18 protein-coding genes are annotated in these 18,440 nt (G+C 68.1%); 15 read left to right on the forward strand and 3 right to left on the reverse strand.

The window, feature by feature from the left end; translation table 11 throughout:
• The first annotated feature begins 69 nt into the window (after positions 1–69).
• Entirely contained in the window at positions 70–513 is a 444-nt protein-coding gene (locus tag ASC94_RS07020) for a DUF2244 domain-containing protein (RefSeq protein WP_056392693.1), read from the forward strand.
• 15 nt (positions 514–528) lie between these two features.
• Here the strand turns inward: ASC94_RS07020 and ASC94_RS07025 are convergent, their stop codons facing one another.
• Positions 529–1,155 carry an OmpW family protein gene (locus ASC94_RS07025; protein WP_056392695.1) on the reverse strand — a complete coding sequence of 209 codons (627 nt, stop codon included), beginning with the start codon at positions 1,153–1,155 and terminating at the stop codon, positions 529–531.
• 182 nt (positions 1,156–1,337) lie between these two features.
• Between ASC94_RS07025 and ASC94_RS07030 the strand changes: the two genes are divergently transcribed.
• From ASC94_RS07030 to ASC94_RS07080, 11 genes are all read left to right on the forward strand, one after another.
• Positions 1,338–1,763: a YsnF/AvaK domain-containing protein gene (locus tag ASC94_RS07030; RefSeq protein WP_056392767.1), complete on the forward strand. Its 426-nt coding sequence runs from the start codon at positions 1,338–1,340 to the stop codon at positions 1,761–1,763.
• Positions 1,760–2,899: a YsnF/AvaK domain-containing protein gene (locus ASC94_RS07035; protein ID WP_056392697.1), complete on the forward strand. Its 1,140-nt coding sequence runs from the start codon at positions 1,760–1,762 to the stop codon at positions 2,897–2,899. The genes ASC94_RS07030 and ASC94_RS07035 overlap by 4 nt, the downstream gene beginning before the upstream one ends.
• 143 nt (positions 2,900–3,042) lie before the next feature.
• The gene (locus ASC94_RS07040) at positions 3,043–4,104 is read left to right on the forward strand and encodes a hypothetical protein (RefSeq protein WP_056392699.1); all 1,062 of its coding nucleotides are present in this window, start codon (positions 3,043–3,045) and stop codon (positions 4,102–4,104) included.
• Between the two features lie 95 nt (positions 4,105–4,199).
• Positions 4,200–4,718, forward strand: a complete 519-nt coding sequence (locus ASC94_RS07045) for a (2Fe-2S)-binding protein (RefSeq protein WP_056392701.1) — start codon at positions 4,200–4,202, stop codon at positions 4,716–4,718.
• Complete coding sequence (locus ASC94_RS33990) at positions 4,715–6,907, forward strand: xanthine dehydrogenase family protein molybdopterin-binding subunit (protein ID WP_056392703.1); 2,193 nt, start codon at positions 4,715–4,717, stop codon at positions 6,905–6,907. Before ASC94_RS07045 ends, ASC94_RS33990 begins: the two co-directional genes overlap by 4 nt.
• A gap of 20 nt (positions 6,908–6,927) precedes the next feature.
• Entirely contained in the window at positions 6,928–7,437 is a 510-nt protein-coding gene (soxX, locus tag ASC94_RS07055; protein WP_229417189.1) for a sulfur oxidation c-type cytochrome SoxX, read from the forward strand.
• Positions 7,434–7,985 carry a SoxY-related AACIE arm protein gene (locus ASC94_RS07060; RefSeq protein ID WP_082616325.1) on the forward strand — a complete coding sequence of 184 codons (552 nt, stop codon included), beginning with the start codon at positions 7,434–7,436 and terminating at the stop codon, positions 7,983–7,985. Before soxX ends, ASC94_RS07060 begins: the two co-directional genes overlap by 4 nt.
• Entirely contained in the window at positions 7,985–8,311 is a 327-nt protein-coding gene (soxZ, locus tag ASC94_RS07065) for a thiosulfate oxidation carrier complex protein SoxZ (RefSeq protein ID WP_056392705.1), read from the forward strand. Before ASC94_RS07060 ends, soxZ begins: the two co-directional genes overlap by 1 nt.
• Positions 8,308–9,096, forward strand: coding sequence for a sulfur oxidation c-type cytochrome SoxA (gene soxA, locus ASC94_RS07070; protein WP_056392706.1), 789 nt, complete (start codon positions 8,308–8,310; stop codon positions 9,094–9,096). The genes soxZ and soxA overlap by 4 nt, the downstream gene beginning before the upstream one ends.
• Before the next feature lie 12 nt (positions 9,097–9,108).
• Positions 9,109–9,492 (forward strand): c-type cytochrome, encoded by a 384-nt coding sequence (locus ASC94_RS07075; RefSeq protein WP_056392708.1) that lies wholly within the window; start codon positions 9,109–9,111, stop codon positions 9,490–9,492.
• A complete protein-coding gene (locus ASC94_RS07080; RefSeq protein WP_056392710.1) occupies positions 9,489–10,757 on the forward strand; it encodes an NAD(P)/FAD-dependent oxidoreductase in 1,269 nt (422 codons plus the stop codon). Before ASC94_RS07075 ends, ASC94_RS07080 begins: the two co-directional genes overlap by 4 nt.
• Before the next feature lie 37 nt (positions 10,758–10,794).
• On the opposite strand, the gene ASC94_RS32325 is transcribed toward ASC94_RS07080, so the two are convergent.
• Positions 10,795–11,931 (reverse strand): PEP-CTERM sorting domain-containing protein, encoded by a 1,137-nt coding sequence (locus tag ASC94_RS32325; protein ID WP_056392713.1) that lies wholly within the window; start codon positions 11,929–11,931, stop codon positions 10,795–10,797.
• 199 nt (positions 11,932–12,130) lie between these two features.
• Here ASC94_RS32325 and tssF point away from each other — a divergent pair, with 199 nt between their 5' ends.
• The 3 genes from tssF to ASC94_RS32330 all read left to right on the forward strand — a co-directional run bounded on the left by tssF (position 12,131) and on the right by ASC94_RS32330 (position 16,023).
• Positions 12,131–13,963, forward strand: coding sequence for a type VI secretion system baseplate subunit TssF (gene tssF, locus ASC94_RS07090; RefSeq protein WP_056392714.1), 1,833 nt, complete (start codon positions 12,131–12,133; stop codon positions 13,961–13,963).
• Positions 13,927–14,943, forward strand: a complete 1,017-nt coding sequence (tssG, locus tag ASC94_RS07095) for a type VI secretion system baseplate subunit TssG (protein ID WP_056392716.1) — start codon at positions 13,927–13,929, stop codon at positions 14,941–14,943. Before tssF ends, tssG begins: the two co-directional genes overlap by 37 nt.
• A 150-nt stretch (positions 14,944–15,093) precedes the next feature.
• Complete coding sequence (locus ASC94_RS32330) at positions 15,094–16,023, forward strand: hypothetical protein (RefSeq protein WP_056392718.1); 930 nt, start codon at positions 15,094–15,096, stop codon at positions 16,021–16,023.
• A gap of 6 nt (positions 16,024–16,029) precedes the next feature.
• Here the strand turns inward: ASC94_RS32330 and ASC94_RS07105 are convergent, their stop codons facing one another.
• Positions 16,030–18,291, reverse strand: coding sequence for a TonB C-terminal domain-containing protein (locus ASC94_RS07105; protein WP_056392721.1), 2,262 nt, complete (start codon positions 18,289–18,291; stop codon positions 16,030–16,032).
• Positions 18,292–18,440 lie beyond the last annotated feature (149 nt).

The raw sequence follows: 18,440 nt of genomic DNA on the forward strand, positions 1-18,440 counted from the left end.
GGCGCTGCTCTGCGGCAGGCGTAAAATGGCAGGCAGCGGAACCACTGGGGGCCCAAGGTGCAGCGCGACATGGAAAAAAGGGAATGGCTGTTACGGCGCAACTGCTCGCTGACACCGGCGCAGACCGGGCTGGCGTTCGGGGTGCTGTGCCTGCTGCCCCTGGCGCTGGGCTGCGTGTTTGTCTGGCTGGGCTATTGGGTCGTGCTGATGTTCGCGCTGGCCGAAACGGCGGCTGCGGCGGCCGTCTTCCTGCACTATGCGCGCCACGCGGCCGACTACGAGCACGTGGTGCTCACCGCGGGCTGCCTGCTGGTGGAGCGTGTGTCGGGCGGGGAGGTGGACCAGACCTGCTTCGAGCCCTGCTGGACCCGGGTGGCGGTGCCGCCCCGCAGCGGCGCGCTGATCGCGCTGGAGTCGCGGGGCCGCAGGGTGGAGATCGGCTGTTACGCCATGGACGCGCAGCGCCAGGCGTTCGCCAGGGAGCTGCGCCTGGCGCTGAACCAGAACCGCTGAATTAAAACCGCTGAATTAAAACCGGTAACCCACGCCCACCGACACCAGCAGCGGATCCACCTTCACCTTGCTGATGATGGCGCCGGCGCTATTGACGTCGCTGCGGATCTGCACCTTCTTCACATCCAGGTTGAGCGACCAGTTCTTGTCCAGCGCGAAGTCCGCGCCCGCCTGCACCGCCAGGCCGAAGCTCTTGTGTTCCAGACCCGCGTTCCCGTTCAGCAGGTGCACCTTGGACAGGGTCGTGTAGTTCAGGCCGGCACCCACGTAAGGGCGCAGCTGCGCGCCCGGCAGGAAGTGGTACTGCGCCAGCAGCGTGGGCGGCAGGTGCTTCATGGTGCCGATGCTTTTCCCGTCCAGCAGCACGTCGTGCTTTTGCGGATAGGTCAGCACCAGTTCGGCCGCCAGGTTGGGCGTGAAGAAATACGAGATGTCGAGTTCGGGGAAGGTCTTGCTGTCCAGCGTGAGGCGGTTGGCCGCGCCGGTGCCGCCGACCGGGTCCGACTTGTCTGCCGGGTCCAGGTGCAGTGCGCGCACGCGCACCAGCCAGGGGCTGGCTTCCGCTGCCGCCGCATGGCCTGCGGCCAGGGTTGCGAGACCAAGTGTGCTTGCTGCGATGATTGCTGCTACAGGGCGTTTCATACATCCTCTCTGCTGTGTCGTTGATTGATGCGTGCAGTGTATTGACACGCGTCAATGAAAACTTTGATGTATGTCAAACCATCCCCAAGCAGCTTTTTCGGGCAGGCAAGGTGGCGCACCTTGTGCCGGGCCAGGCATAAACTGGCATCTCGCTACCCCCGATGCGCAAAGCCCACATTGCCATGCCACCCCAATCGCCAGACCCGTCCATCGAGCATGCCGCCACCGTGCCGCGGCTGCAGGAAGAGCTCAGCGTCGCCACGCGCGTGGTGGACACCGGGCGCGGCGTGCGCGTGAGCAAAGTCGTGGACGAGCGTCCCGAGCAGGTCAGCGTGCCGCTGTGGCACGAGGAACTCAGCGTGGAGCGCGTCGCCGTCGACGTCGAACTGGCGGAACCGCCGGTGCCGCGCTACGAAGGCGACACCCTGGTGATGCCGGTGGTGGAAGAGGTCGTGGTGCTGCAAAAGCGCTATCGCGTCAGGGAAGAGCTGCGCATCACGCGCACCAGGGTCCAGCGCCAGCATACCGAGACCGTGACATTGCGTTCCGAGGAGGTGGCGGTGGAACGCTTCGACAACCAGGCAGACAGGAAAGGGAATGAGCCATGAGCCATACACTTGCGGCAGTATTTGACAACCGGCATGACGCAGAGCAGGCGCGCGCCGCCGTGCTTGCCGGCGGCTTCCGCGACCAGGAAGTGAAACTCAGCGCGGCGGACGCCAGCAGCGGCAGCGCCGCGCAGCCGGCAGCGTCGTCCGAAGCCGGCCGGGACGATACGTCCATCGGCAGCAGCATCAAGCACTTCTTCAGCAATCTGTTCGGCGACGACGACGAGGACACCCACACCTATACGGAGGCAGTCAACCGCGGCCACCAGGTGCTGACCGTGCAGGGCGACACCCTGCAGGACGTGGAGCGCGCCGCCGACATCATCGAAGGCTACGGCCCGCTCGACATCGACGAGCGCAAGAGCGAATGGACCGCAGCCGGCTGGACCGGCGCGCAGCTGGCCGGCGCCACCGCCGCCACGGCCACCGGCACTGCCGGGCAGTACATGGGCGCGCAGCAAAGCGCACAGGGCGGCACCTTGCAGGGCCAGGCAGGCGGCGCATCGCAGCAGCGCGCCGGCAGCAGCGAGCAGGTCATCCCCGTGATCCAGGAAGAGCTCAGGGTGGGCAAGCGCGTCGTGCAGCGCGGCGGCGTGCGCATCTACCAGCGCGTGGTGGAAACGCCGGTGACGGAAAGCGTGAGCCTGCGCGAGGAGCACGTGGTGGTCGAGCGGCGGCCGGTGGACCAGCCGGCCGACCCGGCCGACCTGGCCGCGTTCCAGGAAACCTCCTTCGAGCTGCGCGAAAGCGCCGAGGAAGCGGTGGTGCAGAAGACCGCGCGCGTGGTCGAGGAAGTGGTGGTGGGCAAGGAAGTCACCCAGCGCACCGGCCAGGTCAGCGACACGGTGCGCAGCACGGAAGTGGACGTGGAGCAGCTGGCCACGGGCGATCTGGACGACGACTACTATCGTAGCCACTGGACCAGCAACTACGCCGCCGCCGGCGGCAGCTACGACGACTACGCGCCCGCTTACCGCTACGGCTACAGCATGGCCGGCGCGGATTCCTACCGGGGCCGCTCCTGGGACGAGGCCGAACCCGAGCTGCGCCGCAGCTGGGAAAACCAGTATCCGCAGTCCGCCTGGGACAAGTTCAAGGCCGCCGTGCGCCACGGCTGGGAGCGCCTCACATCGTGACCAGCTGCGCATCAATTACTTGATGGAAGTCAAAAGCGCCGGCGCAGCCGTTTCGGGGCGGCAAGGTGGCGCTGCCGATGCGTGCAGCGGCCTAGACTGGCTCTCACTCGCCTCGCGCGCAATCACACGAAAGGGAACCAGCCATGACCCACACACTTGCGGCAGTATTTGACACCCGGAAGGCCGCCGAGCAGGCGCGCACCGCTGTGCTTGCCGGCGGCTTCCGCGAACATACTGTGCAGCTCAGCGAAGAGACGCAAGCGGCTGCGCCGGACAAGGACGACGACTCCATCGGCAGCAGCATCAAGCGCTTCTTCAGCAACCTGTTCGGCGACGATGACGACAAATCCGACACCTACGCGGAAGCCGTCACCCGCGGCCACCACGTGCTGACCGTGCAGGGCGACAGCCTGGAAGAGGTGGAGCGCGCAGCCGACATCATCGAAGCCTACGGGCCGGTCGATATCGACGAGCGCAAGAACGAGTGGAGCTCGGCCGGCTGGAGCGGCGCGCGCGCCACCGGCGCCGCATCGGCCGGCAGCCAGTACGCCGGCGCGCAGCAAAGCGCCCCGGCCGGCGGGTCCAGCATGGGCGGAACCGGCTTGGGCGGGCGCTCGGACCTGAGCGGTTCGCCGGACCTGGGCGCCACCGCAGCGGTGGGCGGCGCCACCGACCTGGGCGCCACGCCCACCATCGGCGGCATGTCCGGCGTGGGGAGCACGGCCAGCATGGGCAGCACCTCCAGCATGAACGCCGCGTCCGGCGCGGGCAACACCGCAGGCAACACCGCCGGCAACGTCTCCGGTGGCAGCGCCGGCGCATCGCAGCAGCGCGACGCCGGCAGCGGCCTGGCCAGCCCGGTCATCCAGGACGTGCTGAGCGTGTCCACGCGCAGCTTCCAGCGCGGCGGCGTGCGCATCTACGAGCGCACCGTGGCCGGGCGCCTGGGCGCGGCCGACCTGAGCGACGACTACTACCGCAGCCACTGGGACAACAACTTCTCCAGCGCCGGCGGCAACTACGAAGAGTACGAGCCCGCCTACCGCTACGGCGAGCGCATGGCCAGCGCGGATTCCCTGCGCGGCCGCTCCTGGGACGACGCCGAATCCGGCCTGCGCAGCAGCTGGGAAAGCCAGTATCCGCAGTCGGCCTGGGACAAGTTCAAGAGCGCGATCCGTCACGGTTGGGAGCGCCTCGCATCGTGACAAGCTGATACAAATCTCCGCTCCGCAAGGACGGAAAAGGGGGTGTAAGATATGCACGCTTGATATCCCGTCAACCACCCCCTTCAGGAGACAGCATGGCGCAACTCAACGTCAACGGATCAGTGCGCGAATTCGAGGCGGAGGAGGATACGCCACTGTTATGGGTGCTGCGCGAGCAGCTGGGGATGACGGGCACCAAGTACGGCTGCGGCGTGGCGCAATGCGGCGCCTGCACCGTGCATATCGACGGCGAAGCCACCCGCAGCTGCGTGCTGCCGGTATCGGCGCTCAACGCCAAGCAGAAGATCGTCACCATCGAAGGCCTGTCCAAGGACGGCTCGCACCCGGTGCAGAAAGCCTGGGCCGCGCTGGACGTGCCGCAATGCGGCTTCTGCCAGTCCGGCATGATCATGGCGGCCGCCGCGCTGCTCAAGCACAAACCCAAAGCCACCGACGCCGACATTGACGCGGCCATGACCAACATCTGCCGCTGCGGCACCTACAACCGCGTGCGCGCGGCAATCAAGGTGGTAGCCAGGGGCGCCGATCCGAAGTCGGCCGGGCTGGCCATAACGCACGTCGGCGATGCAGCCGGCGCCGGGAGCAAAGCATGAGCCGCGCCGCCGTCCGCAGCGGCGTCACGCGCCGCAGTTTCCTGAAAGGCTCGGCGCTCGCGCTGGGCGGACTGATGGTGCCGTTTGCCATCCCCTTCGAGGCCGCCGCGCAGGAGCAGGCGGGCATGCCGCCCGAGGTGAACGCCTGGGTGGTGGTCAAGCCGGACGACAGCATCGTCATCCGCATCGCCCGTTCCGAAATGGGGCAGGGCACGCTGACCGGCCTGGCGCAGCTGGTGGCCGAGGAACTGGACGCCGACTGGAGCAAGGTCAGCACCGAATATCCCACCCCGGGCCAGAACCTGGCGCGCAAGCGCGTGTGGGGCAGCTTCTCCACCGGCGGCAGCCGGGGCGTGCGCGAGTCGCATGAATATGTGCGCAAGGGCGGCGCCACCGCGCGCATGATGCTGGTGCAGGCCGCAGCGGACGCGTGGCAGGTGCCGGCGGCCGAATGCACGGCCGCCAACAGCGTCATCACGCACGCGGCCAGCGGCCGCAAGGTCAGCTACGGCAAGGTGGCCGGGGCGGCCGGCAAGCTGGCCGCCCCGGCGGCGGCGGACGTGAAACTGAAGGACGCCAAGGACTGGAAGCTGGCCGGCAAGCGCCTGGCGCGGCTGGACACGGTGGACAAGACCACCGGCGCGCAGGTCTACGGCATGGACCTCAAGCTGCCCGGCATGCTGAACGCGGCCATCAAGGATTGCCCTGTGTTCGGCGGCAAGGTGAAGAGCTTCGACGCCGCCGCCATCGAGAAGCGCCCCGGCGTGAAAAAAGTGGTGCAGGTGGGCGACAGCGCCGTGGCCGTGGTGGCGGATACCTGGTGGCGCGCACGCACCGCGCTGGACGCGCTGCCCATCGTGTGGGACGAAGGCCCGAACGCCAAACTGTCCAGCGCCGGCATCGCCGCCATGCTGAAGGAAGGCCTGGACGCGCCGGACGCCGTGGTCGGCAACAGCAATGGCGACGCGCGCGCGGCCATCGCCGCGGCCAAGCGCAAGGTGGAGGCGGTGTACTCCTATCCCTACCAGAACCACGCCACCATGGAGGTGATGAACGCCACCGTGAAGTGGACCCCGGAACGCTGCGAAGTGTGGACGCCGACCCAGAACGGCGAAGCCGCGCTGGCCGCCGCGTCCGAGGCGTCCGGCCTGCCGCCGTCGAAGTGCGACGTCTACAAGCTGCACCTGGGCGGCGGTTTCGGCCGCCGTGGCGCGGTGCACGACTGGGTGCGCCAGGCGGTGGCGATAGCGAAGGAGCTGCCCGGCACGCCGGTGAAGCTGCTCTGGACCCGCGAAGAGGACATGCAGCATGGCCGCTACCACCCCGTCACCCAGTGCAAGCTGACGGCCGGGCTGGACGAAAAGGGCGACATCACCGGCCTGCACATGCGCCTCTCGGGCCAGTCCATCCTGGTATCGGTGGGCCTGCCCATCAAGGACGGCAAGGACCCGGCCGTGTTCCAGGGCCTGAACGCGCCGGGGCCGGAAGCGTCCATCGGCTACAGCTTCCCCAACCTGCTGATCGACCACGCCATGCGCAATCCGCCCGTGCCGGCGGGCTTCTGGCGCGGCGTGAACCTGAACCAGAACACCATCTACCTCGAATGCTTCCTGGACGAAGTGGCGCACGCCACCAAACAGGACCCGCTGGCGCTGCGCCGCAAGCTCATGGCGAACAATCCCAAGCACCTGGCCGTGCTGAACGCGGTGGCCGAGAAGGCGGGCTGGGGCAAGCCGGCGCCCAAGGGCGTGTTCCGGGGCCTGGCGCAAACCATGGGCTTCGGCAGCTATGTGGCCGCATGTGCCGAGGTATCGGTCAATAAAAACGGCAAGGTGAAGATCCACCGCATCGTTGCCGCCACGGACCCCGGCTACGCCGTGAACCCGCAGCAGATCGAAGCGCAGGTGGAAGGCTCCTTCGTGTACGGCCTGTCCGCCGCGCTGTACGGCGAATGCACGCTCAAGGATGGCCGCGTGGAGCAGACCAACTTCGACACCTATGTGCCGCTGAAGATGGACGAAATGCCGAAGGTGGAAACCATCGTCATGCCGTCCGGCGGTTTCTGGGGCGGGGTGGGCGAGCCCACCATCGCGGTGGCGGCGCCGGCCGTGCTGAACGCGGTCTTCGCCGCTACCGGCAAGCGCGTGCGCGACCTGCCGCTGAAGAACCACAACCTCAAGAAGACCTGACGCGGCAGGCACGCGCCCCCATGGCCACCACGCCGCCCGCCGCCGCAGTCCACGCCGCCTCGGCCACCGGCTTGCGCCGCGCAGGAAGGCTGGCGCCGGCGCGGCAGCTTGCGCTGCTGGGCGCCGTGCTGGCCGCGGCCTGCGCCATGCCTGGCCGCGCAGCCGACTTTTCCGCGCCGCTGCCCGGCGTGGCAGCCGGCGACGCTGCGCGCGGCCGCGCCATCGTCGCCAGCCGGCAGGTGGGCTTGTGCCTGCTGTGCCACACCGGTCCGATTCCTGAAGAGCGCTTCCAGGGCAACCTGGCGCCGCCGCTGGACGGCGCCGGCGACCGCTCCACCGCCGCCCAGCTGCGCCAGCGCTTGGTGGACGCCGCCAGCATCAACCCCGCCACCATCATGCCCTCCTACTACAAGACCGAAGGCCTGACCCGCGTGAGCGCCGCCCATCAGGGAAAAACCATCCTCACCGCCCAACAGATTGAAGACGTGATCGCCTACCTGCAAACCCTGCGCGCGGAGCCCGCCAGATGAGCACCCGCAAAGCCGCTATCTCCGCCGGCCCCGCCAGTCCCGCCCGAGGCGCGGCCCCACGCCTGGCGCCAGGCCTGCCTCCAAGCCTGGCCCCAAGCCTCGCCCGCCGCTGCCTGCTGCACGCCGCCGCTGCCCTGCCGCTGCTGGCGCTGGTGCGCCCCGCCTGCGCCACGCCCGAAGAACTGCGCGCCGCCATCGCCGCCTACACCGGCGGCGCCGTGCCTGCCACCGGCAAAGTCACTTTCGACATCGCCAAGCTGATCGACAACGGCAACGCCGTCCCCGTCACCATCACCGTGGACAGCCCCATGACCGCCGCCGCCCACGTCACCGGCATCGCCATCTTCAACGAGCGCAACCCGGAAACCGACATCGCCCGCTTCACCCTGGGCCCGCGCAGCGGCAAGGCCGAAGTGTCCACCCGCATCCGCCTCGCCACCTCGCAAAAGCTTGTGGCGGTGGCACGCCTGAGCGACGGCAGCTACTGGCAGCAGGCGATGGACGTCATCGTCGCCCTGGCCGCCTGCATAGAAGGGGAGGCCCCCTGATGGCACGCGCCCTGATCCACATGCCCGCCACCGCCCGCAAAGGCGACGTGATTGAAATCCGCGCCCTGATCGCCCACCCGATGGAAAGCGGCCACCGGCCCGACGCCGGCGGCAAGCTGGTCCCGCGCGACATCCTCACCAGCTTCACCTGCCGCTACAACGGCGAAACCGTCTTCAGCGCCGAGCTCCATCCCGCCATCTCCGCCAACCCCTACATCGCCTTCTTTACCGTCGCCATGGAAACCGGCACGCTCGAATTCAGCTGGCAGGGCGACCACGGCTTCGCCCAGACCGAGAAAATGCCCATCACGGTGACCCCCGCATGAAACGCGCCGCCGCCATCGCCCTGGCCCTGGCCTTCGCCGGCGCCCACGCCGCCTACGCGTCCGATGGCCCCAGCATGGCGCAGGACACCCGCAAATCCGGCGCCAGCTTCATGAGCGCCTCCACCCAGGCCATGCAGCGCGATGACACCCAAAACCCCGCCATGCTCTGGATCAGCGGCGGCGCAGCCCTGTGGAACGCCAGGGCCGGCAAATCGGACCAGTCCTGCGCCGGCTGCCACGGCGACGCCAAGCAAAGCATGCGTGGCGTGGCGGCCCGCTTCCCCGCCTTCGACCCGGCCAGCGGCCGGGTCATCACCTTGGGCCAGCGCATCAACCTGTGCCGGCAGGGCGCCCAGCAAGCCGCCCCCCTCAAGCCCGAAAGCGACGACCTGCTCAGCCTCGAAAGCTACGTCGCCATGCAATCGCGCGGCATGCCCATGAACCCGCCGCAAGATTCCGGCACCCGCGCCGCCGCCGCGAAAGGCCAGCAGCTCTACCGCCAGCGCATCGGCCAGCTCAACCTCTCCTGCGCCCAGTGCCACGACGACAATTGGGGCCGCAAGCTGGCCGGCGCCACCATCCCGCAGGGCCACGCCAACGCCTACCCGATCTACCGCCTGGAATGGCAAGCCATGGGCTCCCTGCAGCGCCGCCTGCGCAACTGCATGAGCGGCGTGCGCGCCGAAGTACCGCCCTACGGCGCGCAGGACCTGGTGGACCTTGAAGCCTATCTCTCCCTCCGCGCCAGAGGCATGGCGCTCGAAACCCCGGGCGTACGCCCATAACAAGGAGCAGTCATGCAACTGATACGACACCGTCTCACCGCCGCTGCCATTCCCGCCATCCTTGCGTGCACGCTCACCGCCGCGCCGCCCGTCCGCGCGGCAGACCCCATAGTCCCGATCGCCCCCGGCGCGCGCCTGGCCGCCACTTGCACCGGCTGCCACGGCACCAACGGCGCCACCTTGGGCACCGCCTTGCCGCCACTGGCGGGCCAGCCGAAAGACGCGCTGCTCGCCTCCCTGCAAGCCTTCAAGGCCGGCACCCGTCCCGCCACCGTCATGACGCAGATCGCCAAAGGCTACACCGAGGACCAGCTGACCCAGCTGGCCGCCTTCTTCGCCGCGCAGTCCGCGCGCCCGGCGCAAGCCGCCCTGGCCGCCCAGGGAGTACGCCCATGAAACGCCGCCTCTTCCTCCAGGCTTCCGGCGCAAGCCTCGCCCTCGCCAGCACCGGCTGCGCCAGCATTACCGGCAGCGCAAAACCGCAAGTGGTAGTGGTCGGCGGCGGCTACGGCGGCGCCACCGCAGCCAAATACGTGCGCCTGTGGAGCGGCGGCGGCATCGACGTCACTTTGATCGAGCCCAACGCCAGCTTCATCTCCTGCCCGCTCTCCAACCTCGTGCTGGGCGGCTCGAAGCAGCTGGCCGACATCACCATCAGCTACGACGCGCTGTCGCGCCACGGTGTGCGCATCGTGCGCGACAGCGTGCACTACATCTCCGCCGACAAACGCACCGTCACCCTTGCCGGCGGCCAGACGCTCAGCTACGACCGGCTGATCCTCTCGCCCGGCATCGAATTCATGTGGGACCAGCTGCCCGGCATGCAAAAGCCAGGCGCGCAGGACCGCATCCTGCACGCCTGGAAAGCCGGCGCGCAAACTACCGCCCTGCGGGCCCAGCTCGAAGCCATGCCGGACGGCGGCGTCTACGCCATGACCATCCCGGCCGCGCCCTACCGCTGCCCGCCCGGCCCCTACGAGCGCGCCTGCCAGGTCGCCCACTACTTCAGCCAGCGCAAGCCCAAATCCAAAGTGCTGGTGCTGGACGGGAATGACGACGTAGTCTCCAAGGGAGCGCTGTTCAAAAAGATATGGGCAGAGCGCTACGGCGGCATCATCGAATACCGGCGCGGCTTCAAGACGGTGGACATCGACGTGGCCGGCCGCGCCGCCATCTCCGAACTGGACGACCGCGTGCAGGCCGACGTGCTCAACGTGATCCCTCCCCAGCGCGCCGGCGCCATCGCCGTGCAGAGCGGCCTGGCCGGCGCCGGCGGGCGCTGGTGCGGCGTGGACTTCCTCACCTTCGAATCCACGCAAGCGAAGAATATCCACATCCTCGGCGACGCCATCCTGGCCGCGCCGCTGATGCCCAAGTCCGCCCACATGGCCAACCAGCACGCCAAGGTATGCGCCGCCGCCGTGGTGGACCTCCTGAACGGCCGCGCGCCGGAGCCCAAGCCCATGCTCACCAACACCTGCTACAGCTTCGTCTCCGACAAGGACGTCATCCATGTCGCATCGGTGCACGCCTACGACGCGGAAAAGAAGACGCTGCTCGTGGTGCCTGGCTCCGGCGGCCTGTCCAGCGCCGCCAACGCACTCGAAGGCGAATACGCCCTGAGCTGGGCCCGCAACATCTGGGCCGACACCCTGGGCTAATCCCGCCCCGCCCTGCGGCACAAACCCGTAGGGCGGGTTAGCCCCGCGTAACCCGCCAAGCGCCGCCCGCGCCCCAACTACGGCGCCTGCCATAAAACGCCAGCACCCCCAAGCCCGCCCCCAGCATCCCCCACGTAGCCGGCTCCGGCACAGGACTCAGCAGCACCCCCGTACAAGACCACTCCCCCACAGGCGAGGTATAGCACCCCGTCCCCACGATCTGCCCATGATCGTTAAGTCCCTCCACCGCCGACAGCTGGAAGCGGTCAGCCGGATCGATATACGTCTGCACGTCCGTCATCACACCATTCTCCAGCAGCACCGGCCTGTACGCCCCGTTAAGCCAGCCCTTGCCGATAATCTGGCCCGCATCGTTGATATCCAGATCGAGCGCCGAATACTGCTCCATCAGGCCGATGTCGGTCATCGTCCCGTTACGGTACAAAAAGCCGTGCCACTCGCCGTCCGCAGTCTGCGACATGCCCACCACGTCGCCCGCCTGGTTCACGTCGTACGCGTGGCTGGTCGCGCCGCCCAGCGTGCCCAGTTCATGCATACCCGCCGCGTCGTAGATGAAGGCCCGCATCACCCCGGCCGCATTCAGCGAGCCGCCCACCACCACGCCCGCGTCGTTCACACCCTGCGCGTACGCAAAGCGCCCGCCCAGCGTGCCGATATCGGTGGTCACGCCGTTCTGGTAAATGAAGGTGTGCCGGTCGGGCGGCGTGGTCCAGTCATCCAGGCCCATGCCCGCGTCGCCCACCAGCATGCCGTGGTTGTTGATGGCGTTCACCCTGGCGTTGCCCATGTAGTTCACGCGCGGGATCGGCGTGAACACGCCGTTGTGGTAATACTGGCCCTCGCCGGAAGACGTGTCCGAATAATTGAAATTCAGCGCCACTCCGCCGTGGTCGTTGATGCCCGTGATGAAATGGTTGAACACCTCGCCCGGCTTGTTCGGAATGTAGGTAAAGACCCCGTTCTTCCAGAGGTAGGCCTGGTCGAACCAGGTCTCCGGTATGTTGTACCTGCCGCCCACCGTGCCGTCGTTACCGATGACGGTGGCGCGGCTGGACTCGTAGTCCGAGCGGCCGGTCATGCCGGTAACGAGCCGCTCCGTGGTGTAGCGGTATTGGGCCTGCACCAGGGAGGGCAGGGCGAGCGTGGATAGCAAAAGCAAAGGCAGTAAACGATTGGCTAGCATGATGGCAGCTCCTTGAATGTGGGGTGAAGCAGAATGAGCGTAGCGCCGCCGTGCGCGGTGCGGCGCGTGGTAGCTGGCGATAAACCATCGTTGCAGATTGCTCTGCATCAAAGCCACGCCGCTCCGCCTATGCCACCATCGTCGGACCCTCCAGGCAAAGGACACGACGATGGAAAAACTGCTGCCGTACTTTGAACGCGAACTGGGCATGCTGCGCCGCGCCAGCCACGAATTCGCCGAGCGCTACCCCAAGCTCGCCGGCAGCCTGCTGATGAACGGCGAAACCTGCGCCGACCCCCACGTGGAACGCCTGATCCAGTCCGTGGCCCTGCTCAACGCCCGCACCGCCAAGCGCCTCGACGACGACTACGCCGGCTTCACCGAAGCCCTGCTCGGCGTGCTCTACCCGCACTACCTGCGCCCCATCCCGTCCTGCTCCATCGCCCGCTTCGACAACAGCGCAGCACCCGGCACCGCCGCCGTCATCCCGCGCGGCACCATGCTCAAGTCCCTGGGCAGCACCGCCCCCGGCTGCAAATTCCGCACCGCCTACGACGTGGCCGTGGCCCCCGTGCAGATCACCACCGCGCGCTTCGACACCTTCATCCAGGCGCCCTCGACGCTACAGCTGCCGCCCGACGTCACCGCCTCCATCCGCATCACCATCGCCTGCACCGCTGCCAACCGCAGCCTGGCCGAACTGCGCCTGCCCATGCTGCGCGTATTCCTGGACGGCGAAGCCTCGCTGCGCGCTACCCTGCGCGACACGCTCTTCATGCGCGCCGCCTGCGCCTGCGTCGAAACGGAAGGGCAATGGCGCCTGCTGGAGCGCGTACCCCTGCGTCCCGCCGGCTTCGACGACGCCGACGCGCTGCTGCCCTTCGGCCCCGCCGAGCAGCCCGCCTACCGCCTGCTCAGCGAATACTTCGCCTACCCCGAAAAATTCGACTTCATCGACATCGACCTGGCCGAGCTGCTGCGCCACGCCGCCCCAGGCTGCGCCAGCGTCACGCTGCACCTGGCACTCAACGGCCTGCGCGGCGACTCCGGCGCGGCCCGCATCCTGCGCACGCTCACGCGCGACAACCTGCTGCTGTCCTGCACGCCCATCGTCAACCTGTTCCGCCACATCGCCACGCCCATCCAGATCACCCACACCCAAAGCAGCTACCCGCTGCTGCCGGACGCGCTGCCCGCCAAGGCCTGCGAGATCTACAGCGTGGACACGGTGCACCTGCTGCAGCGTTCCGGCGCGAGGGACGGCATCCACACCGAGTTCGTTCCCTACTACTCCTTGCGCCACGGCGAATCCCCCAGCCGCAAAGGACGCTACTGGATCCTGCGGCGCGACGACGAACTGGCCAGCGGCCGCGTAGCCCACGAATACTCCCTGGCCCTGATCGACCGCGACTTCGACCCGCTCAAGGCCGAAGCAGGCACCGCCTCCATCGGCCTCACCTGCACCAACCGCAACCTGCCGCACGAACTGCAAGGCGGCCTGCCCGGCGGCGACCTGGCCGCCGAAGCCGCCGCAGGCAGCGTGGCGATACGGCTGCTGCGCAAGCCCACCCAGTCGCAGCGGCTCACCTCCGCGCGCGGCGCGCAGTGGGGGCTGGTGTCGCACCTGTCGCTCAACCACCGCTCGCTCACGCAGCAAGGCCTGCCTGCCTTCACCGCCATGCTGCGCCTGTACGCCTTGCCCGGCAACGCCATCTCCCAGCGCCAGATAGACGGCATCACCGGCCTCGCGCACTCGCTCGGCACCGCCTGGCTGCATCGCGGCACCGGCTTGGCCTGCCTGCACGGCGTGGACATCCGCGTCACCCTCGACGAAGACGCCTACGCCGGCACCGGCATCCACATCTTCGCGCAGATGCTCGACAACCTGGCCGGCCTATACGTCCACCTGAACAGCTACACCCAGCTCACTATCGTTTCGCACGCGAGCGGAAAGGAGCTGCTGCGATGCGCACCCCGCAACGGCAGCCTGACGCTGGCCTGATGGAGTTGGCGGGGCTGACGGGGCTAATCCAGGCGCTGCTGTCCGAGCCCCAGCGCTTCGACTTCTTCCAGGCCGTGCGCCTGCTGGAGCAATGGCTGCGCAGCGATGCGCAAGCCCCTGCGCCGCGCCTGCGCTACCGCAACCGCCTCTCGCTCGCCTTCCCCCCGGGCGAAATCGGAAGCATCGCCCGTGCCGACGGTATGCTTGACATCACCCCCGCCTTCATGTGCCTGCTGGGCAGCAGTGGCGCGCTCCCGCACCACTACACCGAGCGCATCGCCGCCCACGAACAGCGCGAAGGCGACGACGGTCCGCGCGCCTTCCTCGACCTGCTCTCCGACCGCGCGCTAGCCATGTTCTGCCAGGCCTGGGCCACGCACCGCCCCGAATGCATGCAGGCCGCCGACGGCGTTGATGCCTACCTCGTCAAGCTGCTCCACCTCGCCGGCGCCAAGCCGCAGCACAGCCCCATCGACCGCGAAACCGTCGCCCGGTACGCAACCCAGATCCGCAGCCGCACCGTCTCGCACGACGTAGTTACAGGCATGCTCACCGAATACTTCAATGTGCCTGCCAAAGTTGAGCCCCTGATCGGCGTATGGGAAACGCTGCCCGCCGCGCAGCAAGCGCAGCTTGGCCGCAGCCACTGCGCCCTGCGCCAAGGCGTGCTGCTCGGCGCCCGCATCAACCGCTGCGACACGCTCGCCCGCATCCGCATCGGCCCCCTGACCAAGACCGGCTTCGAACGCTTCCTGCCCCACGCCCCCGGCGCCGCAGCGTTGCAAGCCATGCTCGCCATGTTCTGCACCACCGGCATCGCCTTCGAAGTCCAGCTCGTGCTGCGCGCCGCCGACGCCCAAGGCTTCAGCCTGTCCCGCACCGAACCCCAGGGCGGCGCCCGCCTCGGCGTCAACGCCTTCCTGCTCGCCGCCCCATCCGCGCGCGACCGCGAGGACGCCAGCTACGTGCTGACGCCATAGCTTCGCCAATCAGCGGATCCCACCTGGAATGGCGACCTTTGCGGCACATCAATGCCCGCCCCATCCTGCGCGCCTAAAATGCCAGTTCCATCCTTGGCATACCGGTAGCCACCACACGGTCTGCCCGCCCAGCCCAACGAGGCCTAGACCATGCCCACCCCACGCACCAAACCCGGCGCCAAGCTCGAACGCGCCCGCCAGGAATTCGACTCCCTGCTCGCCCAGGTGGCCGAAGCCCGTGCCACCCACGTTCGCTGGGAAGCCAGCGCCGAGCGCCTGCGCGAGCTGGGGCGCCGCGTCCTCGATCCCCTGGAAGAACAGTTCAACGTCTACGCCCGCCAGCTGATCCAGATATTCGACCAGGCCTACGCCCACACCACACTGAACGACCCCGAACGCAGTGCCATCGCCGACTCCATCTGCACCCTGGCCAACCGCGTGCTGACCTGGGCAGACGACAGCGACATCAAACACATCTACAACCGCTACAGCGGCGGCGACTACGAAAGCGACCGCTTGCGCTTCGGCACGCAGCTGCGCGAAATCGGCGACATGCTCCTGGCCGACACCTATCCCGAGCGCTGCGCATGGGACCCGGAAGCAGAACAGGAGCAGGCCGAGGAACTGCATGCGAAACTGGTCGGCATCATTCTCACCCTGCCGGCCGGGCAGCAGCCGGCCTTGCTGGAGCAAGCCAACGCCGGCTACGTCAACGGCGACGCGCTTACCCTCGAGATGCTGGAAATAGAACTGGACCAGATCCGCCACCCCGGCGCGGGCCACCTGCGCATCAGGCAACTGGAAAAGCGGATAGGCGTTATGGGAGCCTACCTGGACGAATTGGAATTCGCTACCATGGGCATCCAGTTCTCCCTCATGGTCCGGCTCAACCTGCCCGGCACACCGGAGCTGACAGAGCACATCGCCCGCCACTGCGTGCACCTGCAAAAGCACGCGCTCGAATACCAGCTGGAGAACATCGCCTGCGACGTGGCCGACTTCCGCGACATCGCCAAGCTGAAGGCCTGGATCAAGGAAAAGCAGCAGCACACCGGGCAAGCAGCGCCGGTGCACCACTGAGCGCCGTCACTGCAGGCGGATCGCCGTATCGAAGACCCAGGTGCGGCGGATTTCGATCACGTCATACTGGCGGGCGAGGGCGGGCGGAAACGCACCATACGGCGCCTGGCTGGCCACCACGCGCCGTATCGCTTCGTCGATGGCTGGCACGCCGCTGGAGACCACGAAAGTGATCTTCTCCACCGAGCCGTCCGAACGCACGGCCACCGTCACCGTCGGCTGCGTGTGAGGCTGCTTCACCACATCGCGCACCATCTCGAAGGTGAGGTTCAGTTCGATCTTCTTGCTCATGGCTTCGGCGTACAGCACCATGTCCGTGTTCGCGTCCGCGCGGCCGTAGAGCCAACCGCGGCGCAGACTGCTACCCATCGGCAGCAGCGAGCGGGAAGGGCGGTTCGCCGCATCGCGCTGGGCCGCCTCCGCGTCGAGCTGCCGGCCGATCGCGCGCAGCCGCTCCTCGCGCTGCGCCTCCTGCTCCGCCCGGTCGCGCTTCGCCTGCTCCTGCTTCGTAAGCGCCTGCCGCGCCGCATCCGGCTTTGCAGCGTCCTGCTTCGCCGCCTCCTGCACCGCCGCCTGCTGCCGTGCGGCCTCCTGCTTCGCCGCCTCTTGCGCCGCCGCCTGCTGCCGCGCCGCCTCCTGCTTCACTGCCTCTTGCGCCGCCGCCTGCTGTCGCGCCGCCTCCTGCTTCACTGCCTCTTGCGCCGCCTGCTGTCGCGCAGCCTCCTGTCTTGCCGTCTCTTGCGCCGCGGCCTGCTGTCGCGCAGCCTCCTGCCTTGCCGCCTCTCGCACCGCCGCCTGCTGCCGCGCCGCCTCCTGCTTCGCTGCCTCTTGCGCCGCCTGCTGTCGCGCAGCATCCTGTCTTGCCATCTCTTGCGCCGCAGCCTGCTGTCGCGCAGCCTCCTGCCTTGCCGCCTCTCTCGCAGCGGCCTGCTGCCGGGCAGCTTCCTGTTTCGCCGCCTCTTGCGCTGCCGCTTGCTGTCGCGCCGTTTCCTGCTTCGCTGCCTCTTGCGATGCCGCCTGTTGTCGCGCCGCTTCCTGCCTCGCCGCCTCTTGCATCGCCGCCTGCTGCCGTGCCGCTTCCTGCTTCGCCGCCTCCCGCGCTGCCGTTTGCTGCCGTGCCGCCTCCTGCGCTTCAGCTTCCCGTCGAGCGGCCTCTTGTCTGATTGTCTCTTGCCGTGCTTTCTCCGCTACCCTCAACTGCTCCTGCCGGGCAGCATCCTGCCGCGCCTTGTCAGCCAGTTTCGCCTGCTCCTGCCGCAGCGCCTCCTGCCGCAACTCTTCTTGCCTAGCCAGCGCCTGCCGGTCCACCTCAGCGCGCGTCGCGTCCGCTCGCTCCCTCTCCAGCCGCGCCAGCTTCTGGCGCTCAGCATCAATCCGTGCAGCCTCCGCCCGCTCAATCTCCTGCCGGGCCGCGTCCTGCCGTGCCTTCTCCGCCAGCCTCGCCTGCTCCTGACGCAATTCCTCCTGCCGCGCAAGCAGCTGCCGCTCGCCCTCCAGGCGCGCCGCCTCGGCCTGTTGACGGTGCTGCTCCCGCTCCCTCCGCGCGGCATCCTGCCGAGCCCTCTCATCCGTCCTGGCCTGCTCCTGGCGCAGCACTTCCCTGCGCAACTCCTCCAGGCGAGCCGCCTCGCGCTGCGCAGCCGCCGCCACTTCAGCCTGCCGCAGCACCTCGGCATCCTGCCGCTCCTTGTCGAGCCGCTCCTGCGCCAGCGCCTGTTCGCGCGCCTCCTGCTCAACCTGCTTCTGCAACGCATCGCCCGAAGCACTGGGCAGCGCCACCTCGCTCCCGTCCGAAGGAACCGCCCCCTCCACGGAGCTTGCCGGCGCCCGCACTTGAGGCGCATCGGGCGCGACTGGCAGCACCACGTCCGGCCGCTTCCCGGCTGTCTTAACCGCTTCCTGAGGGCGGGAAGCGGCAGTGGCAGGCTCCGGCGCGGCAATCGGCGCCGGCAGTGCCACGGCGGCCCCTTCTCGGCGCGCTGCGGCAGGGAGCGCCGCGGCTGCAGACGTCCCGCTTTCCGCAGCCGCCGGCTTCTCAACCTCCGCCATCTCCGGCCCTAGAGGCGCAGCTGGCGCATCAGCCGCAGAGGGCGGCGCAGGCAACAGCACAATGCGCAAATCCTCCGCCCCCGACCGCCTTTCCTTCCATGGAAAGCTCAGCCCCGGCAGCCCAAACGTCTGCCCTCCGAACGTAATGCTCAACAACAGCGCATGAATCACCAACGAGAGCAATACCGCATTGCTCAAGCGCCAGGAGTCGCGATCCATTACAATCCTCGCGTTCAATTTGTAATCCTAAGGCGATAGCTCCAAATAGCGGTCCCGCAAGCGCCTCTGCTACGTACCTGTTCAAAATAAGATCTGAAAACCATCAAATTGCCCTGTTCGGCGTCATGAATTCCTCACAGCCTATCATA

The organism is Massilia sp. Root418 (assembly GCF_001425265.1).
In the GTDB taxonomy this organism is placed as follows: domain Bacteria; phylum Pseudomonadota; class Gammaproteobacteria; order Burkholderiales; family Burkholderiaceae_D; genus Rugamonas.

Excerpts from the sequence above, each read along its gene's own strand:
- soxZ (WP_056392705.1), top strand. The coding sequence starts at position 7,985 with ATGGCACGCGCCCTGATCCACATGCCCGCCACCGCCCGCAAAGGCGAC.
- soxA (WP_056392706.1), top strand. The coding sequence starts at position 8,308 with ATGAAACGCGCCGCCGCCATCGCCCTGGCCCTGGCCTTCGCCGGCGCC.
- ASC94_RS07040 (WP_056392699.1), top strand. The coding sequence starts at position 3,043 with ATGACCCACACACTTGCGGCAGTATTTGACACCCGGAAGGCCGCCGAG.
- ASC94_RS07060 (WP_082616325.1), top strand. The coding sequence starts at position 7,434 with ATGAGCACCCGCAAAGCCGCTATCTCCGCCGGCCCCGCCAGTCCCGCC.
- ASC94_RS07025 (WP_056392695.1), bottom strand. The coding sequence starts at position 1,155 with ATGAAACGCCCTGTAGCAGCAATCATCGCAGCAAGCACACTTGGTCTC.
- ASC94_RS07045 (WP_056392701.1), top strand. The coding sequence starts at position 4,200 with ATGGCGCAACTCAACGTCAACGGATCAGTGCGCGAATTCGAGGCGGAG.
- ASC94_RS33990 (WP_056392703.1), top strand. The coding sequence starts at position 4,715 with ATGAGCCGCGCCGCCGTCCGCAGCGGCGTCACGCGCCGCAGTTTCCTG.
- tssF (WP_056392714.1), top strand. The coding sequence starts at position 12,131 with ATGGAAAAACTGCTGCCGTACTTTGAACGCGAACTGGGCATGCTGCGC.
- soxX (WP_229417189.1), top strand. The coding sequence starts at position 6,928 with ATGGCCACCACGCCGCCCGCCGCCGCAGTCCACGCCGCCTCGGCCACC.
- ASC94_RS32330 (WP_056392718.1), top strand. The coding sequence starts at position 15,094 with ATGCCCACCCCACGCACCAAACCCGGCGCCAAGCTCGAACGCGCCCGC.
- ASC94_RS07105 (WP_056392721.1), bottom strand. The coding sequence starts at position 18,291 with ATGGATCGCGACTCCTGGCGCTTGAGCAATGCGGTATTGCTCTCGTTG.
- ASC94_RS07075 (WP_056392708.1), top strand. The coding sequence starts at position 9,109 with ATGCAACTGATACGACACCGTCTCACCGCCGCTGCCATTCCCGCCATC.
- tssG (WP_056392716.1), top strand. The coding sequence starts at position 13,927 with ATGCGCACCCCGCAACGGCAGCCTGACGCTGGCCTGATGGAGTTGGCG.
- ASC94_RS07030 (WP_056392767.1), top strand. The coding sequence starts at position 1,338 with ATGCCACCCCAATCGCCAGACCCGTCCATCGAGCATGCCGCCACCGTG.
- ASC94_RS07020 (WP_056392693.1), top strand. The coding sequence starts at position 70 with ATGGAAAAAAGGGAATGGCTGTTACGGCGCAACTGCTCGCTGACACCG.
- ASC94_RS07080 (WP_056392710.1), top strand. The coding sequence starts at position 9,489 with ATGAAACGCCGCCTCTTCCTCCAGGCTTCCGGCGCAAGCCTCGCCCTC.
- ASC94_RS07035 (WP_056392697.1), top strand. The coding sequence starts at position 1,760 with ATGAGCCATACACTTGCGGCAGTATTTGACAACCGGCATGACGCAGAG.